This is a genomic window from Nonomuraea sp. AD125B (assembly GCF_041402765.1).
Taxonomy (GTDB): Bacteria; Actinomycetota; Actinomycetes; order Streptosporangiales; family Streptosporangiaceae; genus Nonomuraea; species Nonomuraea bangladeshensis.
Window position 1 is genome coordinate 84,276 of record NZ_JBGLOU010000001.1, and the last position, 18,362, is coordinate 102,637.

Annotated in this window: 19 protein-coding genes; 18 read left to right on the forward strand and 1 reads right to left on the reverse strand. The window is 72.1% G+C overall.

The annotated features are described in order from the left end of the window. The first annotated feature begins 82 nt into the window (after positions 1-82). The 10 genes from ACBR40_RS00390 to ACBR40_RS00435 all read left to right on the forward strand — a co-directional run bounded on the left by ACBR40_RS00390 (position 83) and on the right by ACBR40_RS00435 (position 7,866). A complete protein-coding gene (locus ACBR40_RS00390; protein ID WP_020547470.1) occupies positions 83-346 on the forward strand; it encodes a phosphoribosyl-ATP diphosphatase in 264 nt (87 codons plus the stop codon). Between the two features lie 64 nt (positions 347-410). Then, positions 411-1,256 (forward strand): ATP phosphoribosyltransferase, encoded by an 846-nt coding sequence (gene hisG, locus ACBR40_RS00395; protein ID WP_364453021.1) that lies wholly within the window; start codon positions 411-413, stop codon positions 1,254-1,256. Positions 1,257-1,344: 88 nt separating this feature from the next. Then, entirely contained in the window at positions 1,345-2,229 is an 885-nt protein-coding gene (locus ACBR40_RS00400) for an ABC transporter ATP-binding protein (RefSeq protein ID WP_344215738.1), read from the forward strand. Further along, a complete protein-coding gene (locus ACBR40_RS00405; RefSeq protein ID WP_344215736.1) occupies positions 2,229-2,963 on the forward strand; it encodes an ABC transporter permease in 735 nt (244 codons plus the stop codon). The genes ACBR40_RS00400 and ACBR40_RS00405 overlap by 1 nt, the downstream gene beginning before the upstream one ends. Then, complete coding sequence (locus ACBR40_RS00410) at positions 2,960-4,078, forward strand: histidine kinase (RefSeq protein WP_344215734.1); 1,119 nt, start codon at positions 2,960-2,962, stop codon at positions 4,076-4,078. Before ACBR40_RS00405 ends, ACBR40_RS00410 begins: the two co-directional genes overlap by 4 nt. Next, the gene (locus tag ACBR40_RS00415; protein ID WP_371246959.1) at positions 4,075-4,680 is read left to right on the forward strand and encodes a response regulator; all 606 of its coding nucleotides are present in this window, start codon (positions 4,075-4,077) and stop codon (positions 4,678-4,680) included. Before ACBR40_RS00410 ends, ACBR40_RS00415 begins: the two co-directional genes overlap by 4 nt. Positions 4,681-4,807: 127 nt before the next feature. Next, positions 4,808-5,200, forward strand: a complete 393-nt coding sequence (locus ACBR40_RS00420) for a GntR family transcriptional regulator (protein ID WP_371246960.1) — start codon at positions 4,808-4,810, stop codon at positions 5,198-5,200. Continuing rightward, on the forward strand, positions 5,197-6,042 hold the full coding sequence (locus tag ACBR40_RS00425) for an ABC transporter ATP-binding protein (protein WP_344215728.1): 846 nt from the start codon (positions 5,197-5,199) through the stop codon (positions 6,040-6,042). The genes ACBR40_RS00420 and ACBR40_RS00425 overlap by 4 nt, the downstream gene beginning before the upstream one ends. Next, the gene (locus ACBR40_RS00430) at positions 6,039-7,001 is read left to right on the forward strand and encodes an ABC transporter permease (protein ID WP_371246961.1); all 963 of its coding nucleotides are present in this window, start codon (positions 6,039-6,041) and stop codon (positions 6,999-7,001) included. The genes ACBR40_RS00425 and ACBR40_RS00430 overlap by 4 nt, the downstream gene beginning before the upstream one ends. Positions 7,002-7,200: 199 nt before the next feature. Then, positions 7,201-7,866 (forward strand): acVLRF1 family peptidyl-tRNA hydrolase, encoded by a 666-nt coding sequence (locus tag ACBR40_RS00435; RefSeq protein ID WP_371246962.1) that lies wholly within the window; start codon positions 7,201-7,203, stop codon positions 7,864-7,866. Between the two features lie 175 nt (positions 7,867-8,041). Here the strand turns inward: ACBR40_RS00435 and ACBR40_RS00440 are convergent, their stop codons facing one another. Beyond that, positions 8,042-8,863 (reverse strand): NAD(P)H-binding protein, encoded by an 822-nt coding sequence (locus ACBR40_RS00440; RefSeq protein WP_364453000.1) that lies wholly within the window; start codon positions 8,861-8,863, stop codon positions 8,042-8,044. A gap of 91 nt (positions 8,864-8,954) precedes the next feature. Here ACBR40_RS00440 and ACBR40_RS00445 point away from each other — a divergent pair, with 91 nt between their 5' ends. The 8 genes from ACBR40_RS00445 (at position 8,955) to ACBR40_RS00480 (ending at position 18,303) form a co-directional block, all read left to right on the forward strand. Next, positions 8,955-9,530 (forward strand): TetR/AcrR family transcriptional regulator, encoded by a 576-nt coding sequence (locus ACBR40_RS00445; protein WP_371246963.1) that lies wholly within the window; start codon positions 8,955-8,957, stop codon positions 9,528-9,530. Positions 9,531-9,665: 135 nt separating this feature from the next. Next, entirely contained in the window at positions 9,666-10,685 is a 1,020-nt protein-coding gene (locus ACBR40_RS00450; RefSeq protein ID WP_344215717.1) for a LacI family DNA-binding transcriptional regulator, read from the forward strand. Between the two features lie 251 nt (positions 10,686-10,936). Further along, on the forward strand, positions 10,937-11,551 hold the full coding sequence (locus tag ACBR40_RS00455) for a YesL family protein (protein ID WP_371246964.1): 615 nt from the start codon (positions 10,937-10,939) through the stop codon (positions 11,549-11,551). A gap of 119 nt (positions 11,552-11,670) precedes the next feature. Then, a complete protein-coding gene (locus tag ACBR40_RS00460) occupies positions 11,671-13,104 on the forward strand; it encodes an extracellular solute-binding protein (protein ID WP_344215713.1) in 1,434 nt (477 codons plus the stop codon). A gap of 73 nt (positions 13,105-13,177) precedes the next feature. Next, the gene (locus tag ACBR40_RS00465; protein WP_344215711.1) at positions 13,178-14,155 is read left to right on the forward strand and encodes an ABC transporter permease subunit; all 978 of its coding nucleotides are present in this window, start codon (positions 13,178-13,180) and stop codon (positions 14,153-14,155) included. A gap of 10 nt (positions 14,156-14,165) precedes the next feature. Further along, positions 14,166-15,077 (forward strand): carbohydrate ABC transporter permease, encoded by a 912-nt coding sequence (locus tag ACBR40_RS00470; RefSeq protein ID WP_371246965.1) that lies wholly within the window; start codon positions 14,166-14,168, stop codon positions 15,075-15,077. Then, positions 15,074-15,694 (forward strand): rhamnogalacturonan acetylesterase, encoded by a 621-nt coding sequence (locus tag ACBR40_RS00475; protein WP_344215707.1) that lies wholly within the window; start codon positions 15,074-15,076, stop codon positions 15,692-15,694. The genes ACBR40_RS00470 and ACBR40_RS00475 overlap by 4 nt, the downstream gene beginning before the upstream one ends. Further along, positions 15,691-18,303, forward strand: a complete 2,613-nt coding sequence (locus ACBR40_RS00480; protein WP_371246966.1) for a Tat pathway signal sequence domain protein — start codon at positions 15,691-15,693, stop codon at positions 18,301-18,303. The genes ACBR40_RS00475 and ACBR40_RS00480 overlap by 4 nt, the downstream gene beginning before the upstream one ends. The last annotated feature ends 59 nt before the right edge of the window (positions 18,304-18,362 follow it).

Sequence of the window (18,362 nt, forward strand, 5' to 3'; positions counted from 1 at the left end):
TCTCGCGTGGCGGACGGAGGGCGGTGTCACCTCGTCCCGCAGACTAGGCTTGTCAGGCACGCCATCGACGACGAGAGAGACCATGAAGACCTTCGAAGAGCTGTTCGCCGAGCTGTCCGAGAAGGCCCGCACCCGGCCCGCGGGGTCCGGCACCGTGGCCGCGCTCGACGCCGGCGTCCATGCCATCGGCAAGAAGGTCGTCGAGGAGGCCGCCGAGAGCTGGATGGCGGCCGAGCACGAGTCGGACGACCGGGCGGCCGAGGAGATCTCCCAGCTCCTCTACCACGTGCAGGTGCTCATGATCGCCAAGGGCATCGGGCTCGACCAGGTCTACAAGCATCTCTAGGGCGCGCCCGCGCCCGCCGCCGCACCCGACCTGGAGAATTCGAGAGACCGAACGAGGACCTGACATGCTGCGTCTGGCAGTACCCAACAAGGGCGCGCTCAGCGAGGCCGCCCAGGCCATGCTCAAGGAAGCCGGCTACCGCTCCCGCAGGGACAGCAAGGAGCTGGTCGTGGTCGACGAGGACAACGGCTGCGAGCTGTTCTTCCTGCGTCCCCGCGACATCGCCGTCTACGTCGGCGAGGGCACCCTCGACGTCGGCATCACCGGCCGCGACATGCTCGTCGACTCCGGCGCGCCGGTCGAGGAGATCATGCCGCTCGGCTTCGGCGGCTCCACCTTCCGCCTGGCAGGCACGGCCGGCGCGATGACCTCGGTGCACGACCTGCAGGGCAGGCGCATCGCCACCTCCTACGCGGGGCTGCTGGAGAAATACCTCTCCGACCAGGGCGTGGACGCCCGGGTGATCAAGCTGGACGGCGCGGTGGAGACCGCGATCAGGCTCGGCGTGGCCGACGCCATCGCCGACGTCGTCGAGACCGGCACCACGCTGCGCAACGTCGGGCTGGAGGTCTTCGGCGAGCCGATCATGCGCTCCGAGGCGGTGCTCATCAAGCGGCAGGGCGCGGCGGAGACGCCCGGCGTGGGCCAGTTCGTCCGCCGCTTCCAGGGCGTCGTGCACGCCCGCGACTTCGTGATGATGGACTACGACATCCGCGCCGAGCGCATCGAGGAGGCCATCGCCCTCACGCCCGGCATGGAGGGCCCCACCGTCTCGCCGCTGCACCGCGAGGGCTGGGTGGCGGTGCGCGCGATGGTCCGCCGCAAGGGTCACCAGCAGGTGATGGACCAGCTCTGGGACATCGGCGCGCGGGCGATCCTGGTCACCGACATCTACGCCTGCCGCCTCTGACACCCGGAGGTTGCGTCTGACAAATGTCACGGCCGAACCCGGAAGGATCACACTGCCCGGGTCCCGGCCGTGACCTTACGTTCGACGCATGAACGCCATCACGTTCGATCACGTCAGCAAGCGCTACGGGGACGTGCTCGCCGTCGACGACCTCTCCCTCGCCATCGAACCCGGCTCGACCGTGGCCCTCCTCGGCCCCAACGGCGCCGGCAAGTCCACCTCCATCAACCTGCTGCTCGGCCTGCTGCGCCCGAGCTCCGGCCAGGTCGCCGTGCACGGCCGCCCGCCGGACGCGGCCGTGAAGGACGGCGAGATGGGCGCGATGCTCCAGCACGGCACGCTCATCCCCGAGCTGACCGTGAAGGAGCTCGTGGACCTCGTCCGCCGGCTCTACCCGCGCCCGCTGCCCCTCGACGACATCCTGCGCCTGGCCGACCTGACCGAGCTGGCCGGCCGCCGGGCGAACAAGCTGTCCGGCGGCCAGTCCCAGCGCGTGCGCTTCGCCCTGGCCGTGGCCGGCGCGCCGAAGATCCTGCTGCTGGACGAGCCGACCGCGGCGATGGACGTGGAGTCCCGGCTGCGCTTTTGGGCCGCCATGCACGACTACGCCGCAGGCGGGCGTACGGTGCTGTTCGCCACCCACTACCTGGAGGAGGCCGACGCCCACGCCGACCGGGTGGTCGTCATCGCCCGCGGCCGGCTGGCCGCCGACGGCACCGCCGCCGAGATCAAGGCCGGGGCGGGCGGCCAGATCGTCCGCTTCGCCCTCGGCTCGCAGCCCGCGGCCGGCCTCGACCGGCTGCCCGGCGTGACCTCCGTCGAGATCGCCGACGGCGAGGTCATCCTGCACACCGGCGATCCCGACGCCACCCTGGACGGGCTGTACCGAGGCACCACGCTCGACGTACGGCAGGTCCGGCTGTCCGGCGCCGACCTCGAAGCCGCCTTCCTCGCCCTCACCCGGGAGCCCTGATGCTCTACTACGCCAGGACAGAGACGCTGCGCATGCTGCGCAACCGGCGCTACCTCATCTTCGTGGTGATCTTCCCCGTCCTCCTCTACCTGATCAACGCCAACATCTACGGCGAGCAGACCGACGCAGGCGGCGTCAGCTACGCGGTGATCCTCATGGTGTCGATGGCGGCCTACGGGGGCCTGGCATCGTCCATGATGAGCTCGGCCGTGCCCTGGGCCACCGAGCGGCAGTCGGGCTGGCTGCGTCAGCTCCAGATCACCCCGCTGCCCAGCTGGGCGATCATCGTCACCAAGCTGGCGACCGCGCTGCTGCTCGTGCTGCCGTCGCTGCTGCTGGTCAGCGTCGTCGCCATCGTGCAGCAGGGGGTGTCGATGCCGCCCGCGCGGTGGGCGGGGCTGCTGCTGGCGATGTGGCTGGGCACGATCCCGTTCATCGCGCTCGGGCTGGCCATCGGCTCGGCGCTGTCGCCCGACGCCGCCCAGCCGGCCGCCATGATCTGCATGTTCGCCCTGGCCATCGCGGGCGGGCTGTGGTTCCCTCCGGAGATCTTCGGCACCACGATGAAGGCCGTCGCCGAGGTCACGCCGTCCTACCACTACGCGGCACTCGGCTGGAGCGTGGCGGGCGGCCACGGGCTCGGGCTGGCCGACGTCCTGGTCGTCGCCGCCTGGGGAGTGGTGCTCGGCCTCGGCGCGGCCTTCCTCTACCGCCGGGCTACAGTGCGGGCATGAGCTTCGCCGAGCGGATCAGCTTCGGCGGGGAGGACGACCGGCCCTCGCTCCGGCGGCGGCTGCTCGGCCTGTCCGTCGGGCTGGTCTACCTGGTCTTCCCCGTCGCGGAGATCGCGACCGGCGCGATCACCGGCGTGCGCGCGGTCTGGGCGGGGGCGTTGCTGGCCGCGTTCATCGTGCTGTTCCTGGCGACGGTGGTGAGCGCCAGGAGCTTCCTGGAACGGGGGCGGTGGACGTACCCGCTGCTCGCGCTCACCACCTCGGTGGGGGTCACCGGCGCGCTGGTCTTCGGCGGCTCCTTCCTCAGCATGCCGGTCTACAGCGTCGTGCTGTGCGGGTTCACGCTGCCGGCCGCGGCGGCGCTGCTCGCCATGCTCGCCAACCTGGGCCTGCTGGTGGGCGGCGGCCTGATCCACCACAGCTCGCCCGAGACCATCATCATCCTCGGGCTGCAGGTGGTGACGCTCGGCGTGCTGTTCATCAGCGTGCGCAACACCCGGGCGCTGACCGTCAAGCTGCACCGGGCGCAGGGCGAGGTGGCCCGGCTGGCGGCCACTGAGGAGCGGCTGCGCATCGCCCGCGACCTGCACGACCTGCTCGGCCACAGCCTGTCGCTGATCGCGCTCAAGAGCGAGCTGGCCGGGCGGCTCGCCGAGGGCACGCCCGAGGTGCAGCGGGAGGTCAGGGACATCGAGTCGGTCGCCAGGAAGGCCCTGTCGGAGGTGCGCGAGGCCGTCACCGGCTACCGGCGGCGCGGCCTGGCCGAGGAGCTCGACAACGCCAGGTCCGTGCTGGCGGCGGCCGGTGTGCGGGCCCGCGTGCAGGTGTCGGGCACGCCTCTGCCGGAGCCGGTCGAGGGCCTGCTGGCCTGGGCGGTGCGCGAGGGCACCACGAACGTCGTGCGCCACGCGCGGGCCGGCCGCTGCGAGATCAGGGTGACGTACGAGGACGGGCTGGCCGTCCTGGAGGTCGCCGACGACGGGCGCGGCCGGGAGCCCATCCTGATGGGCAGCGGGCTGTCGGGGCTGAGCGAGCGGGCCGTCGCGGCGGGCGGCGCGATGGCGGCGGGACCGGGCCCGCGCGGGTTCCGGCTGAGGGTGGAGGTGCCGGCGTGATCCGCGTGGTCCTGGCCGAGGACCAGGGCATGGTACGGGGCGCGCTGGCGTCCCTGCTCAACCTGGAGCCCGACATCGAGGTGGTGGGCGAGGCCGCCGACGGCGCGGAGGCGGCCGAGGTCGTCGCCCGCGCCCTGCCCGACATCGTGCTGCTCGACATCGAGATGCCCGGCACCGACGGCCTGGCCGCCGCCGCGGCGATCAGGCGGCGCACGCCCGGCTGCCGGGTGATGATCCTGACCACGTTCGGTCGTCCGGGCTACCTGCGCACCGCGATGGAGGCGGGCGCGGTCGCCTTCCTCGTCAAGGACAGCCCGGCCAGGGAGCTGGCGGCGGCGATCCGGCGGGTGCACGCGGGGGAGCGGCTCATCGATCCCGGCCTGGCCGCGGCGGCGCTCAGCGCGGGGCCCAACCCGCTGTCGGCGCGCGAGCGCGACGTGCTGTCCGCCTCGGTGGACGGCTCCACCATCGGCGACATCGCCGAGCGGCTGCACCTGTCGGAGGGCACCGTGCGCAACTACCTGTCCTCGGCCATCCAGAAGACCCACGCCCGCAACCGGATCGAGGCCGTGCAGCGGGCCCGTACGCAGGGCTGGCTCTGACGCGGTCGAGGTGCGGGAGCGCGGACGGGCCGTGCCCCGTCCCCGGCCTCCGGCGGTCTTCCGAGTTGACAACGGGCACGTGCGTCCACACTATTTCACTATTCGAATAGTGAAAGAGGGTTTTGGTGTGATCCGGTTCCATCTGGACCGCGGCTCAGGGGTCTCGACCTACCTGCAGCTCGTTCACCAGGTCAAGCAGGCACTCCGGCTCGGCACGTTGCGGCCCGGCGACCAGTTGCCGACCGCCCGCGAGGTGGTCGAGGTCCTGGCCATCAACCCCAACACCGTGCTCAAGGCGTACCGGGAGCTGGAGCGCGAAGGGCTGGTCGAGGGGCGGCCGGGGATGGGGACGTTCGTGCGGCAGGGGGTCGCGGGCCCGACGCTCGCCGAGCACACGCGGCTGCGGCGCGATCTGGAGGCGTGGGTGCGCGCCGCCCGCGCGGCCGGGCTCGACCGGGAGGACCTGCAGGCGCTGTTCACCGTGGTCCTGGCCGACGCCGCCAAGGAGGGCGTGGCATGAGTTCCGCGATGGAGGCGACCGGGCTGGGGGTCCGCTATCGCCGTACATGGGCGCTACGTGACTGCTCGCTGTCCGTGCCCGCCGGACGTGTGGCAGCGCTGGTCGGGCCCAACGGCGCGGGCAAGACCACGCTCATGCACGCGGCTGTCGGCCTGCTGAGGCCCGTCAGGGGGAGCGTCCGCGTGGCCGGCAAGGCGGCGTTCGTGGCGCAGGACAAGCCGCTGTACGAGAGCTTCACCGTCGCCGAGATGCTCACCTTCGGTCACCGCATGAACACCTGCTGGGACGCCGCTGCGGCTGCCGATCGCCTGGCGGGGCTCGGCATCCCGCTGGAGCGCAAGGTGGGCAGGCTGTCGGGCGGGCAGCAGGCGCAGGTGGCGATCACTCTGGCGCTGGCCTGCGGGCCCGACCTGCTCGTGCTGGACGAACCCCTGGCCAACCTCGATCCTCTCGCCCGCCACGACGTGATGCGTTCGATCATGGCGGAGGTCGCCGGACGGGAACTGACCGTGCTGCTGTCCTCGCACGTCGTCTCCGACCTGGAGGAGACCTGCGACTGGCTGGTCGTGCTGAACGAGGGCCGGCTGCAGGTCAGCGGCGACATCGAGGATCTGCTCGACCGGCACCTCGTGCTCACCGGCCCGGACGGGGCGTCAGCGGCGGGGACCCAGGTGGTGGGCGCGAGCCGTACCGGCAGGCAGGTCAGCATGCTGACGCGAGGCGGGCGCCCGCTCGATCCGCGCTGGCAGGCGCGCCGCCCCGGGCTGGAGGAGCTCGTCATGGGCTATCTGCGCAGTCCCGAGTCGGCGGTCCTGCCGGGGCTGACGGGAGTGGGCGCGTGATCTGGGTGACATGGCGCCAGCACCGGGCCCAGATCCTCGTGACGGCCGGATTTCTGGCGCTGCTGGGAGCACTGCTGCTGGGCTCGGCGGTGGAGGCCGGCTGGTACGTGGCCGAGCACGCCCCGCCCGGCTGCCCGGGGCCAGCCGTGGCGTGCGGAGAGCTGGTGGTGGCGCTGGCGCAGCGCTACGACGCGGTCTACTCGGTGTTCGGCTGGATGCCGCTGGTGGCGCCCGCGCTGATCGGGGCGTTCTGGGGCGCGCCGCTGCTCGGCCGCGAGTACGAGCGCGGCACCCACCGCCTCGCCTGGACCCAGTCCGTGCCCGTGTGGCGGTGGCTGGCGGTCAAGCTGTCGGTGCTGGGCGCGGCGGTCGTGGCGGGCGGGCTGCTGCTGTCGCTCATGGTGAGCCTGTGGCGGCCGGTGTTCAGGGAGGGGGTCGACTCCACGTTCGGCAACATCGGCGTGTTCAACATGGTCGGGGTGGCGCCGGCGGCGTGGTGGCTGTACGCGTTCGCGCTGGGCACGGCGGCCGGCACCCTGTTCCGGCGTACGCTGCCCGCGATGGCGCTGGTCGTGGCCGGGGTGGCGGTGACGATGTTCACGCTGTTCCAGGTGAGCGACCACTACGCCGAATCGGCGCGCACCGAGCTGTCCGGCACCGTGGTGCTGGACGACCCCGACGCCCGGCTGGTCGGCGCCGCCTGGGTGGAGCCGTCGGGGAGAGAGGTCGCCGAGCCGGTCGGCAGCGGCTGCCCGCGCCGGGTGGACGTGGGGCAGAGCGACAGGAACGCCATGGCGTGGCAGGCGTGCCTGTTCGGCAAGGGCTACCGGTACGCGGTGTACTACCACCCGCCGTCCCGGTTCTGGCGCTTTCAGTGGACCGAGGCGGGGATCCTGGCGCTCGCGTCGGCGGCACTCGGCGGGCTGGCGGTGCGCCGGACCCTCCGCCGCCCCGGCTGACCGGCTGCCACCGCCGCCCCCGGCTGGCCGGCTGGACGGGCGGGGCGGGGCTTTGGCGCGGGCCGGTGATCATGCCCGCCGCACCGCGACGGGGTGCGGGCAGCGGGGCACCGCGACGGCGTGCGGACGGCGCGATCCGGCGCCGGCGCAAGCAGCCGGCCGCGGTGACCTCGGCCGGCGGGTCGGCTAGCCTCGGGGCATGAGCGGGCGTCCGGCCAAGGGTGGCGGCCGGTGGGTCGTGGTGCCGCCGGGGCGGGTGCATCCGTGGATCGACGGGTTCGCCGAGCGGCACGGGCCCTTCACGGCGAGCGGCGACGGGCGGGTGGTCCGGCTGTCGGCCCGCGACGGCGCCCTGGCCGAGCTGCACGTGCCGTTCCCGCCCATGACCGCCGGGCCGCCGCACGTCAGCGGGCTGGTCGCGCACGTACGCGCCGAGCGCCGGGTGGGGGTGTTCCTCGTCCGGCTCGGCGGGTACGCGGCCGGCGTCTTCCACGGCGACGCGCTGCTGGCCTCGAAGGTCGGCTCGCGGCTGGTGCAAGGGCGTACGGCGGCCGGGGGCTGGTCGCAGCAGCGCTTCGCCCGGCGGCGGCGCAATCAGGCGAGCCAGGCTTACGACGACGCCGTGGAGACGGCGGTGCGGGTGCTGTCGCCGCACCTGGGGGAGCTGGAGGCCGTCGTGCTCGGCGGCGACCGGCGGGCCATGGACGCGCTGCGCCGGGACCGGCGGCTCGCGCCCCTGCTGGCGCTGGAGGCCGAGCCGTTCCTCGTGGTGCCCGACCCGCGCCTGACCGTGCTCCGCGACACCCCGTCCACCTTCCGCGCCGTCCGCGTCCGCGTGCTGGACCCCGAACCCCCGCCCGCCTGAGTCGGCCGCCCAGCCTGGGCAGGCCGCTCGGTTCACCCGCCCCCAGCCCGCCCGCGTGAGTCGGCCGCCCAGCGTGGGCAGACCGCTCGGTTCACCCCCCGCCCGCCTGCGTGCGTCAGGTCGCCCAGCCTGGGCAGGCCGCTTGGTGCACCCGCCCCCAGCCCGCCTGCGTGCGTCAGGCCGTCGCGAAGGTTGTCAGGTGGTCGGTGAGGAAGTCGTCCAGGGTGCGCGGTGGCCGGCCGGTGATGTCCTCGACCTCGGTCGTGGTCGTCGCCCAGCGGCCGTCGCCCGTCTCGGCCATCAGCGCGGCCAGGTCCGCGGCGAACGGCGCCGGCATGCCCTGCCGCTCCAGGTGGGCGGCCATCTCGGGCACCGGGAGGTCCACGTACCGGACGGGACGGCCGAGTGCCGCGCCGACGCGCTCGGCGATCCGCTCGTGCGGCAGCGACTCTGGCCCGGTGAGCACGTGGTCGCTCCCCGGCCCGGCCGGGCGGGTGAGCAGCGCGGCGGCCACGTCGGCGATGTCCCTGGCGTCGATGTAGTTGACCGGTCCCGGCCCGTACGAGCCGTACATGCGCCCGTCCCGCACCTCGCCCGGCAGGTTCTGCATGAACCCGGTCGGCTGCAGGATCGCGTACGGCACGCCGGACGCCCGCAGCCGCTCGTCCACCTCGCCGTGCATGCCGCCGCCGAGCCGCCCGCCGGGACGGGCGCCCCGGACGGAGACCGTGACCACCTGGGCGACTCCCGCCCGCGCCGCGAGGTCGATGACGGCCCGGTGCGCCGCGGCGAAGCCGGGCCAGAGCGAGCTGTTGAGGAACAGCCGGTCGCCTGGCGACAGCAGCGCGCCGATCGTCTCGGGCCGCTCGAGGTCGGCGAGCGCGTACGGGCACGGCAGGTCGGCGGGCCGGCGGACGGCGGCGAGCACGTCGTGCCCGCGCAGCCGCCCGGCCAGCGCCCGCCCGATGGTGCCCGTGGCCCCGGTGATGACGATCATGAGGTCTCCTAAGCGGACGATCGGATTCCGGTTGGCCGCACGGTACACTAACCGGAATTCGATCGTCCACTTGCAGGAAGAGGAGACGCCGGTGCGCGCGGACGCGAGACGGAACCTCGGCAGGATCGTCGAGGCGGCGGCCGAGGTCCTGGCCGAGCGCGGCGTCAACGCGCCCATGGAGGTCATCGCCCGGCGCGCGGGGGTCGGCGTCGGCACCCTCTACCGCCGCTTCCCCGACCGCCAGGCCCTGCTGGCCGCCGTCGGCGACCATTACGTGCACAGCATGGCCGAGGCCCTCGACCGGGCCGCGGACGAGGCGGCCGACGCCTGGAGCGCGATCCGCGCCTTCGTCTCCTGGGCGGCCGACCCCGGCCGCGCCGCGCTCGCGACCGCCCTGGCCGCGCTGCCCGACGAGGCGTACACCGGCAGGGACGGGTTCGCGCGGACGCGGGACGGCTGGCTGGAGCGGTTCGGCGAGCTGGTGGGCCGCGCGCAGGAGGACGGCGCGATGCGCCGCGACGTCGGCGTCGAGGACCTGGTCCACCTGCTGAACGTCTTCACCTGTCACCCTGACCGGCTTCCCGCCCCCGTCGCCGCCGACCCCGGCCGTTACCTGCGGCTCATGCTCGACGGCATGAGGGCGGAGGGGACGACCGTGCCCCTGTGACCGTTTCGACGTATTGAGACGATTCAAAAGAATCTTGATCACCGCTATGATGGGCCGAGTTCATCGTGGAGCTCCGTACGCGGACCACGTCAGAGCGGCGAATCATGCACCCGCAGCACGGCCTCGTGAGGATCGATGGCGACCAGGAACATCAAGGAGGTCGCGCAGCTGGCGCGCGTCTCCGTGGGGACGGTGAGCAACGTGCTCAACCGCCCGGAGATCGTGTCACCGGCCACCCGCGAACGCGTCTTCGACGCGATCAAGAAACTCGGGTTCGTCCGCAACGAGGTGGCCCGCCACCTGCGGGTGGGCCGTAGCAGGACGGTCGGCCTCGTCGTGCTCGACGTGGCCAACCCCTTCTTCGTGGACGTGGCCCAGGGCGCCGAGTCGGTCGCCGAGGACCACGACACGATGGTGGTGCTGTGCAACAGCGCAGGCGACCCGGGCCGCGAGCGCCGCCACCTCGACCAGCTCGAACAGCAGCGGGTGATGGGCATACTCATCACCCCGGTCGAGGCGGAGAACCCCTGGCTGGAGGAGCTGGCCGCGCGCGGCACGCCGGTCGTGCTGGTCGACAGCCCGGCCACCGGGCTGCAGTGCTCGGTGGCGGTCGACGACCGGCTCGGCGGGCAGATCGCCGGCGCCCATCTCGTCGAGCGCGGGCACCGGCGCGTGCTGTTCGCCGGCGGGCCGATGTCGGTCAAACAGGTGGCCGACCGGCACGCGGGCGCCGAGGCGGCGATCGCCGCGACCGGCGGCGCCGTCGAGCTGCTGACCTGGACCGCGCCCGCGCTGACCGTGGCCGGCGGCCGGGCCATCGGGGAACAGGTGGCGGCGCTGCCGCCTGACGAGCGGCCCACCGCCGCCTTCTGCGCCAACGACATCATGGCACTCGGCTTCCTGCAGGCGATGGCCGCGCACGGGCTGCGCGTGCCCGAGGACCTCGCCATCATCGGCTACGACGACATCGACTTCGCCGCGGCGGCGGCCGTGCCGCTGTCGTCGGTCAGGCAGCCGCGCGAACTGCTCGGCCGCACCGCCGTCGACCTGCTGCTCGAAGAGGTCGCCGAGCCCGAGCAGCACCGGCACAGGCAGGTCATCTTCCAGCCGGACCTGGTGGTCAGGGAGTCGAGCGCGCTGCGCCGCGACCCCTGACGCCCGCCCCCGAGCACGGCCCTCCGCACGAGGCGGCGGGCCGTGCTCACGCATGCCCGGACGGCCTCCGGCGCCCGCGGCGGGTCCGCGAATTCCCGCGCATCTCGTCATTGACTTTGAGTCGATTCAACACTAATTTCGCACCAACCGCCGTTCACTCCCGTGTAACCGGGCAGGAACGGCGGCGCAACAGCCCACCCCCGTCCGGGGCGGATGCCACGAGAAGGTGGTGCCGGATGTCTCGTCCCGCCATGTCATTCAGGATCCAAGCTGCCTGCTCAGAGGCCATCTGGGCGGCTCAGCTCAACCTGATGTGGCTCGTGTTCACCCTCGCCGGAGGCGTGGTTCTCGGGCTGGGGCCCGCCACCGTGGCCGCCTACACCCTGGCCCGGAGGCACGTCCGTTATGAAACGTTTCAGGCTTGGCGCGAATTCTGGACCGTCTACCGGCGGGAATTCGTCCGGGCCTCGCTGCTGGTCCTGCCCCTGGTGCTGACCGGCGTCCTGCTCGTCGGCAACTACCTGTACCTGTCCGCGCTCGGCCCCGGCATGGGGGCGATGCGGATCGCGACCCTCGTGGCGCTCGTCGCACTGGCCGGTGCGGGGGCCTACGTGGGCCCGCTCTACGCGCATCACGACCTGCCGCTGTGGGCGTACGTGCCCAAGGCGGTCCACCTGGCGCTCATGCGCCCGGCCTCGTCCGTGCTGCTGCTGCTCGTCCTCTCCGCCATCGCCTTCGCGACCTCGGCGGCGCCCGTCCTCGCCCCGGTGATCAGCTTCGGCGCGTGGATCCATCTCAACACGTGGCTCTGCCTGCGCTTCTTCGAGGAGAACGAGGCGCGCCTGCATTCGAAAGGGAACTCATGAGCGCATCCCGCCGCCGGCGGCTCCTTGCCGGCGTGTTAGCGATAACGGCTGCTCTCACCGCTTCGGCCTGCTCGGGCGGCGGGGAGGCGCCCCAGTCCGACCCGAACACGATCACGTTCATGTCGAAGCTGTTCGGCACCGCGCCCGACCCGAAGGGCGAGCTGCACCAGGCCGTCGAGAAGTTCCTCGGCAAGAAGCTGCAGATCACCTGGGTGCCCAACGCCGAGTACACCGACAAGCTCAACGTCACCCTGGCCTCGGACAACCTGCCGCAGGTCATGGTGGTCGACCCGCACCTGCCGGCGTTCGTCAAGTCCGCTCAGGCCGGGGCGTTCTGGGACCTGACCGACAAGCTCGACAAGTACCCGAACCTCAAGCCCGCCGACGAGCGGAGCGCGCTCAACTCCTCGATCAACGGCCGGATCTTCGGTCTCTACCGGATGCGGCCCCTGCTGCGCTCGGCGATCGTGATCCGCAAGGACTGGCTGGACAAGCTGGGACTGAAGCTGCCCGAGTCGGTCGACGACCTCTACGACGTCGCCAAGGCGTTCACCGAGAAGGACCCCGACGGCAACGGCAAGAACGACACCTACGGCCTCATCATCCCGAAGTGGCCCGGCAACTACGCCAGCGCCAGCCCGTACGACGTGATCGAGACCTGGTTCGGCGCCCCCAACGGCTGGGGCGAGCGCGACGGCAAGATCGTGCCCGGCTTCGACACCCCCGAGTTCCTCGAGGCCAACCGCTGGCTGAAGAAGATGGTGGACGGGGGCATGATCAACCCCGACTTCGCCACGCTCGACACCGCCAAGTGGAACGAGCCCTTCCACCAGGGCAAGGGCGGCATGATCATCGACGTCAACATCCGCTCCCGCCAGGTCCTCGACCTGTTCTACGAGGACGACAAGGAGAACTACGGTGACAAGGTCGCCATGGTCGGCAACCTCAAGCGCTCCGACGGCCAGAAGTTCTCCTACCCGTTCACCGGCTACGCCGACGTGCTCGCGATCTCCAAGCAGAGCGTGCGCACCGAGCAGGACCTCGACAACGTGCTGAAGACCCTGGACAAGCTGGCCACCAAGGAAGGCCAGAACCTGGTCACCAACGGCATCGAGGGCCGCAACTACAAGGTCGAGAACGGCGACACCGCCGCACTCATCAACGAGGACGACCCCGCGGTCAAGGTCATCCAGGACAACGCGGACGACGCCTTCATCCAGCTCGGCACCAAGGGCACGGTCGACATCGGCGGCATCGCCTACCAGCGGGTGCCGTCGGGCAAGCCGTACCAGGACATGCTCACGCTGCAGAAGAAGCTCATGGAGGAGGACCTCAAGACGGCGGTGCACAACGTGGCGCTGCCCGTGGTCTCGGACACCGCCGTCGCGCGCGGCCCGCAGATCGACACGATCGTCCCCGACGCGCGGATCAAGTTCCTGTCGGGCGCGATCACCGAGGACCAGCTCAAGGGCGAGATCAAGCGCTGGTACGACAGCGGCGGCACCCAGGTGACGGCCGAGATCAACGACCTCGTCAAGAAGCTCGGCCAGTAACGGCCGCCCGACCCCGCCCGAGAGCCCGGGGGACCTGCCGCCCCCCGGGCTCTCCCACGAAAGGAGGCCGCTCGTGGCCACCCACCTGGCGGCGCCTCCCGAGAAGGCGGCGCCCAAGGAGAGCGGGAGAGGCGCCGCCAAGGTGCCGCTCCGCACGGCCGTAGGCCGCTACCGCTGGCTCTACCTGATGCTCGTCCCCGGCGTCGCGTACTTCGTGATCTTCAAGTACCTGCCGATGTACGGGCTGACGATCGCCTTCCAGGACTTCCTGCCCTTCCTCGGCTACTCCGGCAGCCCCTGGGTCGGGCTCAAGCACTTCGAGGAGCTGTTCGCCGGGCCCGACTTCGGCCGGCTGATGTTCAACACGCTCCTGCTGGCGCTGCTGCACATCGTGTTCGTCTTCCCCGCGCCGATCATCGTCGCCCTGCTGCTCAACGAGGTGCGGGTCGGCTTTCTCAAGCGCTCGGTGCAGTCGCTCATCTACATCCCGCACTTCCTGTCCTGGACGATCGTCGCGTCGCTGACGTACGTGCTGTTCGCCGCGGACTTCGGCGTGCTCGCCGGCTGGATGCGCGAGATCCTGGGCGACACCTCCAAGATCGACTACATGGCGCAGGAGGAGTGGTTCCGGCCGCTGATCATCCTCCAGCAGCTGTGGAAGCAGACCGGCTGGGGCACGATCATCTACCTGGCCGCGCTGGCCGGCGTGGACCCCAACCTGTACGAGGCCGCCCGCATGGACGGCGCGGGCCGCTTCCGCCAGCTCTGGCACGTCACGCTGCCCGCCATCCGCCCCACGGTCGTGGTCATGGCGATCCTCGCCTCCGGCAACCTGCTCGACTCGGGCTTCGAGCAGATCTGGCTGATGACCACCTCGCTGAACCGCTCGGTGGCCGACGTGTTCGACACCTACGTCTACTACGCCGGCATCACCCAGGGCGCGATCAGCTACTCCACCGCCGTCGGCCTGTTCAAGGGCGTGGCCGGCGTCATCCTGATCTTCGGCTCGAACTGGCTGGCCAAGCGCCTCGGCCAGCGTGGACTGTTCTGAGGAGCCCGGCATGGCCACCATCACCAAGACCAAGAAAGCCGGCCTCCCCGCGGGGAACGAGGCCGGGCTCGGCAGCCGGGTGTTCGACACGCTCAACGTGATCGTGCTCGTCGGCCTGGCGGCGATCACGGTGCTGCCGTTGCTGTACGTGCTGGCCGGCTCGTTCGCCGGCGAGGCGGAGATCTCCTCCCGGCCGTTCTTCCTGTGGCCGGAGAAGTTCGCCACCGAGTCCTACGAGTACATCTTCGCCACCCCCACCTTCCTGCGCGCGCTGCTGACCACCGTCGTCGTGACGGCGGTCGGCACGGTGGTGCAGCTGCTGCTGACCTTCACGATGGCGTACCCGCTGGCCAAGCGCTATCTGCCGGGCCGGGCGCTGGTGCTCAACCTGGTCATCTTCACGATGGTCTTCTCCGGCGGCATGATCCCCACCTACCTGGTGGTGCGCGACCTCGGGCTGCTCGACAGCTACTGGGCGCTGATCCTGCCGCTGGCGATCAACCCGTTCTACCTGATCATCGTCAAGAGCTTCTTCCAGGAGCTGCCGCAGGCGCTGGAGGAGGCGGCGCGCATCGACGGCTGCAACGAGATGGGCGTCTTCTTCAAGATCGTCCTGCCGCTGTCCAGGCCGATCATCGCCACGTTCTCGCTGTTCTACGCGGTCGGCATCTGGAACGACTACATGTCGCCGCTGCTCTACATCAACGACCCGAGCAAGTGGACGCTGCAGATCCTGGTGCGCCAGCTCACCAGCACCGACGCCGCCAACGCGCTCGCCCAGATGGACCGCACGTGGGTGCCGCCCGAGCAGGGGCTGAAGTTCGCCGTCGTGGTGATCGCGACGCTGCCGATCCTGCTGTTCTACCCGTTCCTGCAGAAGCACTTCGCCAAGGGCGTGCTGCTGGGAGGCGTCAAGGAGTGAGCGTCACCGTGCTGCTGGCGGGGGACTCGACGGTCGCCTCCTGCCCGGCCGCCGAGGCGCCGATGTCGGGGTGGGGCGCCCAGCTCGGCGCCCGCCTCGGCCTTCCGGTGCGCAACTTCGCCAAGGGCGGCGCCACCACGGCGAGCCACCGGGCCGAGGGGCTGTGGGCGGCGCTGCTGCGCGAGGTGGTCCCCGGTGATCTGGTCGTCCTGCAGTTCGGGCACAACGACCAGAAGGAGCCGGAGCTGCCGTACCGGGAGAACCTGCGCCGCTTCGTCGCGGAGGCGCGCGCCGCCGCGGCGCGGCCCGTGCTGTGCACGCCCGTCCAGCGCCGCCGCTGGGCGGACGGCCGGCTCGTCCCCACGCACGGCGGCCATCCGGACCAGGTCCGCGAGCTGGCCGCCGCCGAGGGCGTGCCGCTCATCGACCTGACCGCGGCCACCACCGCCCTGTACGAGCGGTACGGCCCCGAGGGCTCGAAGGCCCTGTTCACGCACTTCCCGCCCGGCGTCCACCCGCTCTACCCGGGCGGCGTCGCCGACGACACCCACTTCTGCTTCCGCGGCGCCGACGAGGTGGCCGCGATCGTCGCCGAGCGACTGAAGGAGATCGCATGACCGCGCTGCGCTGGCTGGACCGACCGGGCGACCAGGGGGTGACCTGGGGCGTGCCCTGGCCGCGGGGAGCGGTCGCGCCGGGGACGCCGTTCGCGCTGAGCGACGACGCCGGCCGCGAGGTGCCCGTGCAGAGCTGGGTGAGCGCCACCTGGCCGGACGGCTCGGTCAAGTGGTCCGCGCACGCCGCGGGCGCCGGCCCCGCCGCTCCGGAGTACCGCCTGGAGCCCGGCCGCGAGCCCGCCGCGCCGCCCACCCCCGTCACCGTCACCCGCGAGGCCGGCGCCCTGGTGGTCGCCACCGGCGTCGTCACCTGGACGGTCGGGGAGAGCGGCGCCACCCTCGCCCGCTCCATCGCCCGCGGCGGGCGCGAGATCGCCCGCGACGTCCGGCTGGTCAGCCTGCGCCAGGCCGGCCCCACCCCCGACGAGGGCGCCGCGCCGCCCCGCGAGCGGCGCACCGGCCTGGTCGAACGGGTCACGGTCGAGCAGGACGGCCCGGTGCGGGCGGTGCTCCGCCTGGACGGGCGGCACGGGGACTGGCTGCCGTTCACGGTCCGGCTGTACTTCCACGCCGGGGCCGAGGACGTGCGGATCACGCACACGTTCGTCTGGGACGGCGACCCGGAGCGGGACTTCCTGGCCGGGCTCGGCCTGAGCGCCGACGTCGTCATGCGCGACGAGCCGCACGACCGGCACGTACGCCTGGCCGGCCCCGACGGCTTCCTCACCGAGGCCGTACGCGGCCTGACCGGCCTGCGCCTCGACCCCGGCGAGCGGGTCCGCCGCGACCAGGTCGCCGGGCTGCCCTGCGGCGAGATCGCCCCCGAGGTCGCGAGCCGCCTGCACCTCGTCCCCGCCTGGAACGACTACACCCTCGACCAGTCCTCCGCCGACGGCTTCACGCTGCGCAAGCGCACCGGAGAGGGACACTCCTGGGTGACGATCCCGTCGGGCACCCGCTCGGCCGGCTACGGCTACGTCGGCGGCGTGAGCGGGGGCCTCGGCTTCGGGCTGCGCGACTTCTGGCGGCTGCACCCCACCCGGCTCGACGTCAGGAACGCGGCCACCGGCCTCGCCACGGCGACCGTCTGGCTGTGGTCGCCCTCCGCCCCCGCCATGGACCTGCGCTTCTACCACGACGGCATGGGCCAGGACACCTTCGAGGAGCAGCTCGAAGGGCTGGAGATCACCTACGAGGACTACGAGCCGGGCTTCGGCGATCCGCGGGGCATCGCGCGTACGCACGAGCTGACCCTGCGCGCCCTCGCCGCCACGCCGCCCGCCGCCGACCTGGCCGCCTTCGCCGCCGCCATGAACGAGCCCGCCCTGCTCACCGCCACGCCCGCGCGGCTGCGCGAGGCGGGCGTGTTCGGCGTCTGGGAGCTGCCCGACCGCTCCACGCCGGCCCGCGCCGAGATCGAGGACCGCCTCGACTTCCTGTTCGACCTGTACGTCCGCGAACGCGAGCAGCGCCGCTGGTACGGCTTCTGGGACTACGGCGACGTCATGCACACCTACGACCCCGACCGCCACACCTGGCGCTACGACGTGGGCGGCTACGCCTGGGACAACTCCGAGCTGTCGCCGGACCTGTGGCTGTGGCTGCAGTACCTGCGCACCGGCCGCGCCGACGTCTTCCGCTTCGCCGAGGCCATGACCCGCCACACCGGCGAGGTCGACGTCTACCACCTCGGCCGCTGGAAGGGCCTCGGCAGCCGGCACAACGTCCAGCACTGGGGGTGCAGCTGCAAACAGGTACGCATCTCCAACGCCGCCTACCGCCGCTTCCACCACTACCTGACCGCCGACGAGCGCTCCGGCGACCTCATGGACGAGCTGAGCGCGCCGGAGGAGACGTTCACGGCCGTCGATCCGCAGCGCAAGGTCCGCGAGGACGTCTACACGCCCGACCCGTCGGCGCTGTCGGTCGGGCTCGGCACCGACTGGGGCTCGCTCGCCGCCGCCTGGCTGACCCGCTGGGAGCGGCACGGCGACGAGCGGGCCAGGGACCGGCTGCTCGGCACGATGGCCGACATCGCGGCGATGCCGCGCAGGTTCCTGACCGGCGAGGCCAGGATGGACCTCGCCACCGGCCGCTTCGACACCTCGGTGGACAAGATCTCGATCTCGCACCTGTCGTCGCTGTTCGGCCTGCCGGAGATCTGCGCCGAGCTCATCGCCCTGGTGGACGTGCCCGGCTTCGAGGACGCCTGGCTGGAGTACTGCCGGCTCTACCTCGCCACCCCGGAGGAGCAGGAGGCCGAGGTCGGGCGGCGGCTCGGCGGGATCTCGCTGATCCAGGCGCACAGCCGGCTGACGGCGTACGCGGCGGCGCGCACCGGGGACGCCCGGCTGGCCGCCTGGGCGTGGCGCAAGTTCGGCCGCGACGAGGGCGACCAGCTCAACACCAACCCGTTGCAGCGGCAGGAGAAGTGGGAGCTGACGACGGTGGACGGCCCGTCGGTGCTCGCCCCCGTGCGGGAGGCCCCGTTCGTCAGCACCAACAGCGCGGCCCAGTACGCCCTGGCGGCCATCCACAACCTGGCCCTGATCGGGGAGCACCTGGACGGCGGGGAGCGGCGGGAAGAGGCGGGCCCCGCCGGGCGTTAGGGAACGGCGGAGCGTCAAACCAGAGGTGGGGCTCCAGCGGGGAGCCCTACACTGATCGT

Bases quoted from the DNA above. Each gene is read 5' to 3' on its own strand.
- ACBR40_RS00390 (WP_020547470.1), top strand. From the start codon at position 83: ATGAAGACCTTCGAAGAGCTGTTCGCCGAGCTGTCCGAGAAGGCCCGC.
- hisG (WP_364453021.1), top strand. From the start codon at position 411: ATGCTGCGTCTGGCAGTACCCAACAAGGGCGCGCTCAGCGAGGCCGCC.
- ACBR40_RS00400 (WP_344215738.1), top strand. From the start codon at position 1,345: ATGAACGCCATCACGTTCGATCACGTCAGCAAGCGCTACGGGGACGTG.
- ACBR40_RS00405 (WP_344215736.1), top strand. From the start codon at position 2,229: ATGCTCTACTACGCCAGGACAGAGACGCTGCGCATGCTGCGCAACCGG.
- ACBR40_RS00410 (WP_344215734.1), top strand. From the start codon at position 2,960: ATGAGCTTCGCCGAGCGGATCAGCTTCGGCGGGGAGGACGACCGGCCC.
- ACBR40_RS00425 (WP_344215728.1), top strand. From the start codon at position 5,197: ATGAGTTCCGCGATGGAGGCGACCGGGCTGGGGGTCCGCTATCGCCGT.
- ACBR40_RS00435 (WP_371246962.1), top strand. From the start codon at position 7,201: ATGAGCGGGCGTCCGGCCAAGGGTGGCGGCCGGTGGGTCGTGGTGCCG.
- ACBR40_RS00440 (WP_364453000.1), bottom strand. From the start codon at position 8,863: ATGATCGTCATCACCGGGGCCACGGGCACCATCGGGCGGGCGCTGGCC.
- ACBR40_RS00450 (WP_344215717.1), top strand. From the start codon at position 9,666: ATGGCGACCAGGAACATCAAGGAGGTCGCGCAGCTGGCGCGCGTCTCC.
- ACBR40_RS00455 (WP_371246964.1), top strand. From the start codon at position 10,937: ATGTCATTCAGGATCCAAGCTGCCTGCTCAGAGGCCATCTGGGCGGCT.
- ACBR40_RS00460 (WP_344215713.1), top strand. From the start codon at position 11,671: ATGTCGAAGCTGTTCGGCACCGCGCCCGACCCGAAGGGCGAGCTGCAC.
- ACBR40_RS00470 (WP_371246965.1), top strand. From the start codon at position 14,166: ATGGCCACCATCACCAAGACCAAGAAAGCCGGCCTCCCCGCGGGGAAC.
- ACBR40_RS00480 (WP_371246966.1), top strand. From the start codon at position 15,691: ATGACCGCGCTGCGCTGGCTGGACCGACCGGGCGACCAGGGGGTGACC.